General features: G+C 46.7%; 8 protein-coding genes and 2 pseudogenes. 4 read left to right on the forward strand and 6 right to left on the reverse strand.

Annotation, left to right across the window (positions count from 1 at the left end):
• Positions 1-40: 40 nt before the first annotated feature.
• The gene (locus tag PAT9B_RS28890) at positions 41-310 is read right to left on the reverse strand and encodes a hypothetical protein (protein WP_013512831.1); all 270 of its coding nucleotides are present in this window, start codon (positions 308-310) and stop codon (positions 41-43) included.
• A gap of 244 nt (positions 311-554) precedes the next feature.
• Here PAT9B_RS28890 and PAT9B_RS28895 point away from each other — a divergent pair.
• Positions 555-878 (forward strand): annotated as a pseudogene (locus PAT9B_RS28895) (ATP-binding protein); the annotation flags it as partial.
• Here the strand turns inward: PAT9B_RS28895 and PAT9B_RS28900 are convergent.
• Positions 869-2,401: an IS3 family transposase gene (locus PAT9B_RS28900; RefSeq protein ID WP_013512832.1), complete on the reverse strand. Its 1,533-nt coding sequence runs from the start codon at positions 2,399-2,401 to the stop codon at positions 869-871. The pseudogene PAT9B_RS28895 and the gene PAT9B_RS28900 sit on opposite strands and share 10 nt — an antisense overlap.
• 59 nt (positions 2,402-2,460) lie before the next feature.
• On the opposite strand from PAT9B_RS28900, the pseudogene PAT9B_RS28905 reads away from it, so the two are divergent.
• Positions 2,461-3,069: pseudogene (locus PAT9B_RS28905) on the forward strand (helix-turn-helix domain-containing protein); the annotation flags it as partial.
• An 842-nt stretch (positions 3,070-3,911) separates the two neighbouring features.
• Here PAT9B_RS28905 and PAT9B_RS28910 read toward each other — a convergent pair.
• The 4 genes from PAT9B_RS28910 to PAT9B_RS28925 form a co-directional block, all read right to left on the reverse strand.
• On the reverse strand, positions 3,912-6,311 hold the full coding sequence (locus PAT9B_RS28910; protein ID WP_013512833.1) for a hypothetical protein: 2,400 nt from the start codon (positions 6,309-6,311) through the stop codon (positions 3,912-3,914).
• A 26-nt stretch (positions 6,312-6,337) separates the two neighbouring features.
• A complete protein-coding gene (locus PAT9B_RS28915) occupies positions 6,338-9,100 on the reverse strand; it encodes a hypothetical protein (RefSeq protein ID WP_013512834.1) in 2,763 nt (920 codons plus the stop codon).
• A gap of 976 nt (positions 9,101-10,076) precedes the next feature.
• Complete coding sequence (locus PAT9B_RS28920) at positions 10,077-11,390, reverse strand: hypothetical protein (protein WP_013512835.1); 1,314 nt, start codon at positions 11,388-11,390, stop codon at positions 10,077-10,079.
• A 221-nt stretch (positions 11,391-11,611) separates the two neighbouring features.
• Complete coding sequence (locus PAT9B_RS28925) at positions 11,612-13,024, reverse strand: AAA family ATPase (protein ID WP_013512836.1); 1,413 nt, start codon at positions 13,022-13,024, stop codon at positions 11,612-11,614.
• A gap of 294 nt (positions 13,025-13,318) precedes the next feature.
• On the opposite strand from PAT9B_RS28925, the gene PAT9B_RS28930 reads away from it, so the two are divergent.
• Together PAT9B_RS28930 and PAT9B_RS28935 are read left to right on the forward strand one after the other, a co-directional pair.
• The gene (locus PAT9B_RS28930) at positions 13,319-13,636 is read left to right on the forward strand and encodes a helix-turn-helix transcriptional regulator (RefSeq protein ID WP_013512837.1); all 318 of its coding nucleotides are present in this window, start codon (positions 13,319-13,321) and stop codon (positions 13,634-13,636) included.
• Entirely contained in the window at positions 13,633-14,160 is a 528-nt protein-coding gene (locus PAT9B_RS28935; RefSeq protein ID WP_013512838.1) for a rhodanese family protein, read from the forward strand. The genes PAT9B_RS28930 and PAT9B_RS28935 overlap by 4 nt, the downstream gene beginning before the upstream one ends.
• The last annotated feature ends 104 nt before the right edge of the window (positions 14,161-14,264 follow it).

Raw genomic sequence — 14,264 nt, forward strand, 5'->3', positions numbered from 1 at the left:
ATGAGGCAGTCTGTCCTGTTCACCCGGAGCATATGGCTGGTCAGTGGAGTTTCCCGCGCGGGGCTAAAGGATCTGATGTGCTGTCATAACTTCTTTTATGGCCGCCAGAGCTTATCTGCATTTCGCGTCTGACCTCATCAATGGCGCGGACCACTGCCCGGAGGCGGTCCTCATCCGTTTCCCCGTTCAGCGCCGCGCGGAGTTTATTCAGCAGAGCAATCCATGAAATGTCCATCCCCGCGCTCAGGAGTTCAGAGACGGCCTCGCCGATGATTACTTCTGTCATCTTTTCGTCATGGCTGTTTTTCATCGGTCTGTCCGGCCTGTGGATTCGGGCTGTCAGATTACCATAAAATACGGGCGACATGAAAAGGTGGCCACCGGGCGGAAGCTGAACACCGTCCGGTGGCCGGAAATCCCCCGCCCCGGAGGAAAAGACAGACACAGCCATACAGAGAGGATATTGAATAATCCTCTCTCATATTAGCTGCTTAAAAGCATTCTGCCCCCCTGGCCCGACATTATTTTTACGGGCCGGGATACAGGACACCTGGATAGGCTATCTGCCGATGACCCGTGAGGAAGCCAGTCTGTTCTTCCGGTTGCTGAACCGTAGATATGAGAAAGCGAGCATCGTGCTGACGTCAAATAAAGGGTTCGCCGACAGGGGAGAGATGTTCGGCGATAACGTGCTGGCAACGGCAATCCTGGATCGACTGCTACACCACTCAACCACACTAAACATCAAAGGAGAAAGCTACCGGTTAAAGGAAAAACGCAAAGCCGGAGTGCTGGCAAAAAACGCCACGCCAATCAGTGATGATGAAATGGCGGAACGGGGGTGCGGACGATTTCCTGGACTGATTAATTATTTGTAGCCCAGTATCTGCCGGTACGTTTCCGGACTGACTGCCCCCAATGACAGCTTGATGCGGCAGCCATTATACCAGCGAATGTACCCATCCACCTGTTGCATAAAGCCGTCAAGTGTCACACCCGACCAGTCCCGGCCATAGTACATCTCGTTTTTCAGCCGCCCGAAAAACCCTTCACATGCGGCATTATCCGGAGAACATCCCTTGCGCGACATTGAGCGTGTCAGCCCCGAGGCTGATATACGCTGCAACCAGCCCGGCCACCGGTAATGCCCCCCACGATCGCTGTGTATGATCGGGCGTTCGTAGGGTTTAAGCGTGCCGATCGCGCTTTCCAGCATACTGTTGGCCAGCTCTGCGTCGGGCCGTGTGCCCACCGACCAGCTCACCACCTTGCCGTCAAAGCAGTCCACGACCGGTGACAGCCACACTTTACCTGCGGGCAGCTGGAACTCCGTGATATCCGTCAGCCACTTCTGATTGGGCAACACGGCGGTGAAGTCCCGGGCAAGAAGATTGGCAGGTGCCGGGCCGATTTCTCCGCAGTACGAGCTGTAACGCCGGCGACGGGCTGTACTGACGACGAGTTTTTCCTCTGACATCAGCCTGCGCACGACTTTTTCTGAGAGCCTGACACCTTCATGACGAAGCATTGCGTGCAGACGACGATAGCCATAACAGCAGTAGTTGCCGTGGAAGATCTCTGCCAGTGCAATACGTATACCCGCATGTTTATCACCGGCACGCAGCGTGGCACGGTGGTAAAAATAGCTGCTGCGGGCCAGGTGGAGGATGCTCAGCAGCGCCGGCAGCGGATACGCCTCCCTGAGGGCATCAGCGACCTTCGTTTTTTCTCTGTTTGTCAGAGCGCTGGCGCTGATGCCCGGGCCTTTTTTTATTATTTCATCCGCCTTCTTCAGGATGTCGTGTTCCATCTGCAGCTGCCGGATTTCCTGCAGGAGCTTATCCCGCTCACTGCGCAGTGCGTCGATCTCTTCATCTGCACTGGGTGCGCTGCGTTTACGCATAGCGCTGTATGCTTCATCACCGATGACCTCGTCTTTCCATTTATACAACACCTGACGGCTTACTCCCGCGTCCTGTGCGATATTTTGGGCGGATTCACTGCGGGTACATAGATCTCTGACGGCCTGCCGCTTGACTTCCGGCCTGAAGGGGGCAGTCGGGTTTTGCGTACCGGTAAAAATGCGCCGCTTCCCCGGGTGAAGTTCATCTAACCAGCGGATAAGGAGTGCGCTGCAGGGGTATCCCAGCGTTCTGCGGGTATAGGCAAGGCAGCAACCGTGCGTAAGATAATGGTCAACGGCAGCCTGTTTCTGCGCATCAGAGTAGCGTTCTTTGCGGGGCAGACAGCTGATGTCACCACCACTGGCTTCCCATGCCCGGACCCAGCGCCTGAGATTACGCTCGGTGGGGTAGCCCAGTTCACGAATGACAGCGGTAATCTTTCTGCCGTATTTAAAATAGAGCTCAATCGCGCGAATGCGATCCGCTTCGGTAAACATATTTTATCTCCTGAGAGTCCAGGAAATCGTCCGCACCCCCAAAACGGCCAATAATCTTGGCGTTGACAATTGAGGTCGCACCCCACGCCAGCCCTGCATCCACGGCTCCTGCCGGCATTGTCTCTACGCCACTGGACGACACGCTGGCCGATACCACCGTGCGCCTGCTGCGGGCATTGTGTTCACCGCTGGAAGCACGGGTGCTGGGACCTGCCATCGTGCGGGAACTGTGCTTTCGTGTTCTGCTAGGGGAACAAGGCGGCGCCATTCGTGCGGCCCTGGCCAGCCGCGGCAACTTCGGCCGTATAGCGCGCGTGCTGCGGCGCATCCATGAGGACTATGCCCGGCCGCTTAACGTGGCTACGCTGGCGCGCGAGGCTGGCCTGAGCGTGCCTGCCTTCCATGCGCATTTCAAAACCGTAGCCGCAACCTCACCTGTCCAGTATATCAAGTCGGTACGGCTGCATCAGGCCCGGCTGATGATGATCCGCGATAACGTCACTGCCGCCGGCGCGGCTGCACGGGTGGGATACGAGAGCGCCTCCCAGTTCAACCGTGAGTTCAGGCGGTTGTTCGGTCGCAGCCCCGGGGAAGAAGCGCGAGAGATGCGCTCGGCGTTTGCACTTATGGAACCGGCATCACCCGGAGTGCCGGTCGTCACACACTGAACGCGACAGCGTTCAGTGCCATTACGGTGTGAGCATGTCGTTGATGTGTAAACCCCCTGCTGACATCCAGTGATCCCGTGATACCCCAATGTCGCGCCGGGCTGATTTACGCAGCCCGAATGACGAACTTCTGCGTCATTCCCTGCGGCGGTAATAACGTTTACTGTACACAACCATACAGCTCAGCAGAAATATCACGTACCTGCATGATTTTCGTGTTTATCATTATAAGTAACCTGAAAACCTATTTTCCTGCCCGATTCACTGTATCCTGCACCCGCATCTCCTGTTAAATCCCGCAGATCCGGAAAAAGACAAAGCCGGATCTGTACTGATTAATCGTATGGGAGGGCAAACGAGATACGGCAGAAAGGAGTTCAAGGCAGAAGTCAGGTGGGAACGGAAGGTCCGCTTTGAGCGAGAAGCGGACGTTAACGTTCAATGCAGCGAGCGGCAAAGCAGTCCGATTGACTTTTTTGTTATGTGCCGAACTCATTGTGCGCTCTGAGTATCCGGTGTGCCCGTCTAATTGTTCGTTAGCTCTTGTAACTCATTAAGAGATATAGAATTGATAAATAGCCTAATTTAGGGGCCTTGGCGGCGTGGCACCGTTGGCCCAAGGCCATTTGCGGGTGATATCAATAGCTTCTTTGATACAAATTGCAATGAAAGGCTATATGCATAGTCGACAAAACTCTCTCCTAGACTAACAAGCAAAATGATCTTCGGGAGTTAAATGTCGACCGAGAAACATATTTCCCAGCTCCGCGACAATATCTTATAGAGGGGTACCAATGAGCCCTGCGGGTCTTGAACAATTACAGAATCTCGATGTATACATGCTAGCTGACATCATGAAAACGATAAATCCGCCCATTCTCGTTCACCTCTGCCACCTTTCTCAAAGCCTCCGCTGGCGACAAACCGAACTTTCGGGTTAACACAACGAACAAATGATAGAACTCGGATTTCAAATCCGCTGCAAAGATTCCCGGATCATCAGATCCCAAACAAATAGACATAGGGACGTCACCTTCAACCACCTCACCCGGCAAGCCTATCCAGCGAAAGATATGATGTTCGCTGACATCTCGATACTGACTTATGCGAGTATTGCTGGTCGGAGGGCATTCTATCGCAATGTTTCGGTCTGCCATTTTTGCCATTACAGCTTGTTGTAATGCAATAACTGCTTCATCCGGCAAATATTCCAGAGCAACTTCAACATATTCAGCACGCTGCTTTTGCGCATTGTGAGATGTAAGCCATTGCTTATACAACTTCAGCGGCCTTTTCATACCTGCCGTTTTAGCCAACTCTCTGGCGCGCTCGTACTCTTCCAACCATAGGGATTTGGGTTTTAATGGCCCATCCAGTTCACCCAGTAGGCCTTCCGATTCAGCCAACATCCCCCGCAACTCAAAGACCTGATCAAGGGTGGTAATCGAGATTTCTTCTTCCAGCGAAAATACCTCATGGGCCAAATGAACCGCTTCAATCGCTGCATCACTAGCGTAACGCAGCAGTTCCGGATGACTTCGAAGTTCCCGCCAGATAAATACCAAATCGAGCAGTCGCGTTTCTTTGGTCATGGACAAAGACAATGGCAAAGAGCGTTTCCAGATGCCAGGTGTGATGCCAATCGCCGTGCAGTGACCAAGACGGTCGCCATTCCGCAACGGCAAAAACCTCAAGGCATCATCAATTGATCGAATACCACTGATCAGATGCGGAAAGTCCTCGCCAACATGATAGGTAAAATGAGCAACACCCGATTTAGCCAGCACCCTGAACAAAGGTCCAAACAACTCTGGTGGAGCATGCATCTCATTAGCAGCAGCATCTACTCCTCGAATCCAGCGTGTTAAGCGCGGCTCATGCTTTAGCATGTCCATCAAGATAGCGGCCTGATTCTTCAGGTCCTTGAATAGTAATGCGTAAGGATAAACCTCACCCTTTTTTGGCTTTCTTTTGATAAAGTGCGGCACTAGCGCCAGCTCTGCACACTTGCCATTATTTTCAACCCGTTCGAGATTATCGAGTACTTGCGACACAGTCAGCGGCTTATCATGCACCCATTCAAGAGGCATATGAGCACTCAGGTATTCCCAATACCCTCTTAACACACTGAAGATCAGTTTTTGCATTTTGCTGGGGTCGCTCTTCGGAGCAAAACGTCCTTCCAGATAACGCACCTGAGAATACACACCGGCGCCATGCGCATGTTTGAAACGAGACAAATAAGATTTCTCGGTTTCTTCTCTCAGCTCCGTCATGGTGTATTTCTGGAACTGATCAAAACCGAAAAAATCGTCTCGCTGAACCAGCAGCGTCAAATACTGGTTCTGAATCAGCAAGTAAATCCAAAGCAGTCGCTCCAATCCTTCGGGCGCACCATGTCGCCATTTTTCCAATACCCCGGTTAACCAGCAAAATTCAGACTCCTGACTGTATTTGTAGTCAGTTGGCCAAACCGTGGCAAACCCATACTCCTTGCCCAGATGTAGAATTGTGCTGTACGCCAACTGCTGCGGGTGCTGCAATGACGCCATCCACTCTGGCAACTCCATGCCCTGAGCTACCCGACAAAGGATTTCGCGAATATTACTGGCGATTTGCAAACGATCCTTGAAGATTTCAGGTGTCAGAGAGGGGTCAATCTGGGCGCTGAGTTGTTTCATCTCTTGAGATGCCCAGCCCTTCTCGAAATCTCTGACGCTCACTTCTGGGTGCTTGAGAGCATCCAGCCAACACTCTTCCGCACTGGTACTGCCATTCAAATGTTGGTGAGTTTCATGTAGGCGTTCACGGGTAATGTAGTCCTCAACCGTCGGGTGATATGGGTATAAAGGCCAGCGAAAGCTATATTCCTGACTGGCAGGCCCGGGGTTAAATACCTGATGAAACGCCATAATTGGCAGGCACGACACTCGGCTCATCAGCGTTTGCCATTCCGAGAACAAAGAAAGATCGGTTCTGGGGCCATCTTTCTCGTTTTTAACAAATTTTTCAGCGATCAGGCGTAAGGCCGCTACCGGACCAAGTTTCATATTTCGCTGTTTGAGCCGCTGTTCCAGGGATGACCAAGCCGATTTGGCTACATGATCAGGCAAACTACGCGTTTGTTCGTATTGAGTAAGGAACACGGATGACTCCACCCTGTCATCAAGTGATATCTCATTCAACGGGACGGTGCTCAGTTGATCCAACAGTACTGTCGAGTTAAGAAGAAATCTTTCCATAACCAATCCTTAAATAGTTGCCAGCATTATTCATCTGCCGCTGGATTAGCTGAAGAATTAGCACTGTCACTCTTTTTCTTTGATTCATAAGGTGCAGCAGCAATACCAGCAACATTCAGAAACTTAAATCCCAATACAGATTCTGAAGAATCTAAAGACTCTACAGCACTAAACTGAACCTTATCCTTAAATCCATTACCAATAATTCCATCCAACAGAGTAAGAAGAATTTTTTCCTGTTGAGAGAGAAAATTATCTGCCGAATTAATACTACCCAAAGGGAAAATAAATGGATGCACTAATGGACACTTCAAAATAGAGTAGAAGATCGGATGCGTGTTGCTTATATCCGAGAGATTCTCCATCGATTGCAATTTAGTCACTAACTGACCAACAGATGTAACCGGATTCTGCTTAAAATTCACAGAAATACATGAAACAGAACTCTCGCTAACTCTATGATATGCATCTTCCTCAACTAAAACTGCATGAAGAAAGGCCAACACATTGAAACGCATAATTTTTGCCGCATTAGTCTGATTTGTATACTTACCTTCACTCGCTAAGGGATCACTACCCAGCAAAGATTTATGTTTTGCCGCAATATTTGATAGATTAAAAAACAGTCGCGTCCAGATCTTACCTATAAGCATAGATGACGGTTTTATCTTGGAAGATAATTGTCTAACAAGGCGATTCCATTTTATTAGAAGAACTATGGATGCGCTTATATCCTTCTCATCCACAACATCCAACTCATCAACTTCCTCGCCAACACCTTTTTCAGCATACCTAGACCACAACGGAGCAACACAAGTCGGTTTTGCAATGATCTTTATAACGGCCTTTCTAAAGCTTTCATTTTCAGAAATTATTTTTTTATGAATGGCAGGAGCATGTTCAGCAGTTGTTTCAATTTCCTTTATTTCAGAAACACCGGTATCTACATCTGCAAGATCAGCAATTGCTCCAATGAGATTAAAAACGGACAGGAAATCAGTCGGAGAAGGCGTCAAAGCGGAACTCAAAGATGCTGCAAGTGCAACCTTTGCCAGCCCACTTTCTGCATTGATATCTAGCGCTTTATAGGCTGCTCTTTTTTTCTTACTCATGTGAATCATACCAAGATACACACCAGGAGACGTATTAAGACTTCCATCATCAGAAATAACAGCGCAACTTCTATTAGCCCAATTGGTTACGCTTTCACGCCGCCCAATGGACATATATGATTTAAATTCAATATCCGTAGGTTGTTGATAACGATCACCATGATTTCCAACTAATTTTTGAACACTATCAAAAAGACTGACACTACCACAACCAACTAACATTAACTGAAGAAGCTGGGAAAGTCCCCCATCACATAGAGCGCTCACCTGAGATGCTAGGTATACAGAGCAATTTCTAAGAGCTTCATTACTCGATTGAGGGCGAAGGTAAAACCCTGTATTAACCTCCTGATCTTGGCGCGAATATCTAAATATATCATCACACAAAGAATCCATACCAATCCGATGCTGTTCATAATTCAAGCCTGCCCTATAAATACTACTAAGCATTGCTCCATATAACGAATCCCTCAGCAGCACACTTTCAGATATACTAGATGCTTGCAAACGGGAGTAATAATCCTGCATCACCTGCATTAACAATCTAACCGGCTGTTTCAAAAGCTCATCAACATACATATCAAGATCGGAGCCAACCCGTATGTTCAAACCATTCGAAACAATATTCTCCAAAGCACTCCTAACTGTATTGACCTTTATGCCATCTGAGCCTTTACTGTATAAAACACTAATCTTTTCAGAGTGTTGATCTCGCCCTTTCTCTCCCACTAGTTGCAGCATGGTTTTCAACTGCATACGCTTCTGAACCGGGAACAGTTTTAACAAATATTGCTGTTCAAGGTGCTCCACCATATAACCCCGCTCAGCTAAGCGGGCGCTCTCTTTTTCCTGATCGAGCAAAGTTTTGCTGTAATTTTCGTATTGCTTACCGCGAATCAATTGGGAATATAGGCGTAAGTCACCTGTCGCCACCACCACCAATTTCTGGCTGTTAAAGAATTTACGAATAGATTCAAGTACATCCCAACCCGCGTCAAACTGAGTATCAATATCATCAAAGGTGATCAAAATGGCTTTGCAGCCGAGAATGTCACACGCACGTTCAACCAGCTTGTCAAAGATTTGTGATAAATCCTGGCCACCAATGGAGTAATCAAGCTGGGCATCCAGCTTCAAAGCATCACTGAAATATTCCGGCTTATATTCCTTGTCTGTGAGCAGATGTAAACCACGCTGGAGCTGCGCAAGGTGATTCTGCCATTGTTCTTTTTGTTTTTTATGGTCATTCGACGACCAGCATCCTTTTAACTTGTCGGACACCATTTTATTCAGACGGGCAGTCACAGTGACCAAAATGGGTTCATGACGTGGCAACTTGGTAGGGTCGATGGTCGGCAAACACTTGATGCTGACTTTGACATCACCTGTGTCACTGTTCAGAGATTTGACCACGCTATTGATAAAAGTGGTTTTACCCGCACCGCGAGTACCATCCACAAAAAATACATTACGACCGGACTCATCAATAAACCGTGTTAGCCCAGCAGACTTATCAGCATCAGGAAGGGTAACCGAGTTTCGGATACTCTCGACCAACTGATCACGCAGAGATTTCTGAATGAGATCATCTTCATTGGTGCTGCCCGGAAGATTGGGCGCAAACAAGTTGATGATGATTTTTCCCTCGGTCGTTTCAGTGTGTACGCTGTCTGTCATGTCAGTATCGATCCATTTATTTTGATTTTTTGCCAGCCTGAGCATCAGAACTGGTACTTTAAATTTCCACTGCATTGATTTATGTAATGCTCAATGCCCTTAGCTTCAATCAGTTCGTTGGGGCGCGCTTCGCCAAGATCTATCCTACAAAACCACCTGCAGCGAAGGTAAAACTGACCACCTCATTCATTGCCCCCATCCACGCGACTGAACGGTTCGTTTTGTCGCGCAGACATTACTGCACGGAGTGTGGGACCGAGGGTAAAGCATGAAATGCTCATATTGTGTCGGCACATCTCCACTAGTTCTAGTGGATAATATACTAGCGTTAACTTATTGATAAATATTAACTACGATCAATTACTACTCCTGTTACTCACAGCGTGCTGGTATATTATTACTTTTTCCTAGCCATTTGTTTTTAGGTTGCCCTACCCTAAGTGCCTAAATTGGCTGGCTTTACCTTCTTCAGCAACAAATGAGTGTTGCCTGTTTATTTGCTCAACGCGAACCTGTTTTATGGCGAAAATAAACAACTACTAGTATTTATCCACATGAACAACTAATGTCTGCTTCTGGCACAAAGCGGAATTCAGGGGCGGCCATGATGTCACAGGTCAGAACGGCAGATCAGGATGAAATGATGAGTGCCGCTTAGTCGCTGATTCGGCGTCGGGCTGACTTGTTCACTCAGAGCAATAATAGTCACTATTCATTTCAAAAAAGACAATAATCCAGATATAGCAACAATCATCCTTAATTAATGCCTGTCCTGCATCAATATTTAACTATCCTCTCCCAGATCCGGAAACCCCAAAAGCCGGATCTGTACTGATTAATCGTATGGGAGGGCAAACGAGATACGGCAGAAAGGAGCGAACAACGGACATTCCTATTATCCTTTTGTGTGAGTTAACGGGGAGCAGGTTAGCAGTACCAGGATCGCTGTACGCTAATCAGTAGGAAGTCTTGCATCCTAAGCCAGTTTGTCGCTAAGAAGGTTTTCCGCAATTTGCAATGCGGCAATATGTTTATGGTGAATACTAGGTTTTATACAATTACAGTCATTTTCATGATATTCCCGTTCCCATAAACCATCCTTATTCTTTCGGTAAAACCAGCCGGTGCTCAAACCTGCTTCTTTCATGTCTATTCCTGGATGCCTCACAATCAATTCGCATACTTCAAAAAGTTCAGAGCCATGATTGATTATTGCGACTCCCTTTTGATAGACAGTCTTATATCCCATGTTAGGATGCTTAATGATTTCATCTATTTCGAATGCCAGGTAATTTTTATCCCTGAGTAAGCGTTCAATCTTAGGGAAATGTAATGGAGTCGGTGTATTAACTGTTCCGTAAATGATTATTGCTGGAGACTGAATGATTTTTCCATTTGTTATTGGTCCATAGCGTGTTTCTATAGAGTCAAACATCTCATTTATCTTACCACCCCGGTAAAAGGCCGTTGAGGGTGAGGCTATTTTCTCAAAGCTCTTTTGGTACTCTGGCAATTCGAGTGCTCTTTTGAATACAGGCACACCAAATGCCGGATCACGAACAGACTCAATTTCTCTCCATGGCAACTCCAGAAGCGCTTTAAGAATAGGGTCTTTCGATGTAGGGGGGAACAGGGTATCTGTGTGCGTTAATCCGTTTAAGGCGGCGTATTCACGAAAAATAGACCTGCTGGCTGTAATCTGCAGTAAAAAACATTCTTTAGGAACCGGGTTACCTTGGGTGGGACCTAGTAGCCATGCCTTTTGCACTTCTGTTCGGGGGAGAAACCCTTCGATTGTCAATTCAGCCAAATCCACCAGACCTGTGCCTGCTGCGATAGATTTATCGATAACATAGAGATGGCCCAAACCGTCTTCAAATTCATAGCGGGCGAATTTCTTACGTTCCCAGAGAAAATTCTCGCCGCAGTCTTCGCACATATCAATGCCGGGTGACTCAATGTATCTGTGGCTTGCGAACCATGCACTGACCGAAGGACTTGAAGAACAATCCACGAAAAAGGACCGCCATCCATAATGCTGTAAAAGTGCCTGTACATACCCAAAGTCATTTACATGATCACCAATGAGTGATTCAAGCACTTTGCTTGCATAGCAGGACCACTTCATGGTTTCTGAAGGGATGCACCCCTGACGGTCCAAGGATGCCGTAACAGAGGGGGCGCCAGGCTCACCGTAATGTTCCAATTGTCCTCTGAACAGCATACCGTTATCAAGGCTATTGATAATATCCTGCAACTCACCCACTGAATTTGCCTTAAGTTCCTTCATTGTCCTCACCCGGAAGTCAAACTTTTATTAAAAGATGGTAATGAATTATGTTTGAAATATGAGAATGATTATTCTCCTGTTACTTAAATACCAAGTGATGTTGGATGCTTCCTTCTTTAATAAATTTACAATCAAGGTTGGATATGGTTATTTCATATCATTCTGTTAAGACGGACGTTGAATTCATTTAGGTACAACTGGTTAACGCATCAGACGAACATTTACTTCATCACTTTCCTATCGTGCTGATTTTGAAAAGAGCGTTCTTCCTCTTCACGTTCAATCTCGGCTTCAATTTGTGAGTATGTCTTTCCTCCACGTGAGCTAGTTTTGGCCCTGACTGTGGGTTCATTACTGGTGAAGTTCTTTTCAAAGTCGAGTTTTATAGCACGCATTTCCGCATGCATTTTGACATAACCCCTGACCATGCTCTCTTTGAACTTGTAAAAGCCACGACGTTTACTACCAAAAGCGGAAATGACAATTTCACCATAATCAGCTTTGCTCAACAATGATAACACTCGCCCAAGTTTCTTTTCATCTGGCGAAATGTCAGACAAGAATTTTTTTCTGACCAACTGTTCAATCACATCTGTATAAGAGATAAATATATCACTTTTCTTGCGTTGCATGTCAGCTGAATCGGCAACTGCCCAAAGAACATACGCTATATCCGGACTTCGTCCTGCTGTAGCCATGTTATAGTCTTTCTTGAGGAACTCGGCGACGGAACTGACTGCATCTTTAAGCCCATCTAAAAATAAATTGAAATTTATCTCTGTCGTATTATTCTGATACGCTCTAATAAGCATCTTTTCACACACAAGATGTACATAGTGCGGATAACCATCGCTAAGCCCAGCAATCCTAAAACGTATTTCATCTGGAACCGTCAGTCCAAACTTCTTGAATGCAGTATCGATAATGGCATAACGCCCACTCCATGACAGAGGTTCTAGGTTTAGTTCCTGGATCTGGCGAGAGCTTGAAGCATGACCGCCCAATAATTCACGCAATGAATCACCTATACCTGTAAAGATAATTTTAACAGAACTTTTTTTATCTCCTAGTTGTTTTAATAACGTGCCAAACTTTTCTTTTTCTTCCAGAGATATCATCCGGTCAAATTCATCTATAACTATATAGGGTGACTTAGAATGTATCTTAGTAATTAGACCCAAAGCATATACAGCAGAAGATACGTCTGTAATCTCGACTTTTTCCTGCGGATGTTTTTGTGCTTTGTTTTCAATTTTAATCCACGTTGAGCTTACTCCTAGAGAGGCACTTGCTGACCACTCCGAACGGCTATGGTCCATTCGTTCAATGGCCTCTCTGAAAGCATCAGCGGTGATCCCTGCAAGCGTAGACTCTGGGACACAACTTACAAAGATTGGATCGCTTTCTTCCTGCATATTGAAAGCTACTGTGTGTGCTAAGGAAGACTTACCAACCCCACGATCCCCGTATATAAAAACATGACGACCTGGTGCGTAGAGGGCAGTTTCAAGAATATCCACCTGATCTGACCTGCCAAACAAAAACTCATTCGCGTCGATTGGTTCAGCCGGGCGGACAACAGTGTATAGCTCGTTCAGAAATACATCTTTAGAGACTTCCAAAAAATTTTTCACTTACACCTCTCGAAAGTCGTGCCTTGAAAGAAAAAACTACAGCATGCGTTTTCTACTGGATTTTATAATTTATATACTCTGTAAAATGCAAAGTAAAAAGTGACCTACTCCCGGAAAGTTAATGCAAAACGGGCTTTGCAATGTCCGCTCATGGCACAGAGCAGACATGTTAACGAAGCTGAGGGTCCTCTGTGAGCGAACTGCCGACATACTGCTGCCCTTAAAATTGCTTGATTGCGTGTGAGTAAAATTTAATTTAGAATTTACTAAATTTAGAAAATGCTAAAGTAAAAAATGAACGAGACTCATCTGTTCCAGTTACAGCAAAGCGCTTTGCTGGCAACAACGCTTCTTAAGTCGATGAGCAACAGCAATCGACTGTTGATCCTCTGTATTCTGATCGACAAACCTGGCACCTCTTCAGGTGATTTAGGGCATTTGACCGGCTTAACTCCTTCAGCAACCTCCCAGCACTTAGCAAAAATGAAAGAAGACGGTTTAATTGAGTCTGAAAGGGTGGCGCAAAAAGTGAAGTATTTCATCAAAAACGACGCGGTGAAAAAGGTTATATCCACGCTAAAAGACATTTATTGTCCCGAGGATTTCAAATGACTTTAGAATCAGTATCACCACAAGAAGCAAAAAGGCTTATTGATCAAGGTGCTGTTCTTGTTGATATAAGAGATTACGCTGAATACTTGCGTGAGCACATACCGAACGCGCACTCACTACCTCTTACCGATATTAGGGCAGGTAAAAAGTTAGAAGGTACAGATCGCTTGCCTGTCATTTTCCATTGTCTGTCAGGCATGCGCACGGCTCAAAATGCCAACGAGCTCATGAAAGCAGCAAGCCCTTTGCCGGTATTACTGATGACTGGCGGCATTAACGCCTGGAAGAGCGCCAACCTCCCGACTATTGAAGACAGGAAACAACCGTTGCCGATCATGAGACAAGTTCAAATTGTTGCGGGCACACTGATTCTTGTCGGCGTTGTATTAGGATACACCACGGATAGCTGGTTCTTTTTACTGCCAGGCTTTGTAGGAGCAGGCTTACTCTTCGCAGGAGTAAGCGGTTTATGTGGGATGGCAAGTGTATTGTTAAAAATGCCATGGAACAGACCTGATAAGTAGATGTAAATTGAATTTTTTGATAGCAGCTATGTCCGCTCCTGGCACAAAGCGGAATTCAGGGGCGGCCATGATGTCACAGGTCAGAACGGCAGATCAGGATGAAA

This window comes from Pantoea sp. At-9b, from assembly GCF_000175935.2.
Lineage (GTDB): Bacteria > Pseudomonadota > Gammaproteobacteria > Enterobacterales > Enterobacteriaceae > Pantoea.

Excerpts from the sequence above, each read along its gene's own strand:
- PAT9B_RS28935 (WP_013512838.1), top strand. The coding sequence starts at position 13,633 with ATGACTTTAGAATCAGTATCACCACAAGAAGCAAAAAGGCTTATTGAT.
- PAT9B_RS28915 (WP_013512834.1), bottom strand. The coding sequence starts at position 9,100 with ATGACAGACAGCGTACACACTGAAACGACCGAGGGAAAAATCATCATC.
- PAT9B_RS28890 (WP_013512831.1), bottom strand. The coding sequence starts at position 310 with ATGAAAAACAGCCATGACGAAAAGATGACAGAAGTAATCATCGGCGAG.
- PAT9B_RS28910 (WP_013512833.1), bottom strand. The coding sequence starts at position 6,311 with ATGGAAAGATTTCTTCTTAACTCGACAGTACTGTTGGATCAACTGAGC.
- PAT9B_RS28920 (WP_013512835.1), bottom strand. The coding sequence starts at position 11,390 with ATGAAGGAACTTAAGGCAAATTCAGTGGGTGAGTTGCAGGATATTATC.
- PAT9B_RS28900 (WP_013512832.1), bottom strand. The coding sequence starts at position 2,401 with ATGTTTACCGAAGCGGATCGCATTCGCGCGATTGAGCTCTATTTTAAA.
- PAT9B_RS28930 (WP_013512837.1), top strand. The coding sequence starts at position 13,319 with ATGAACGAGACTCATCTGTTCCAGTTACAGCAAAGCGCTTTGCTGGCA.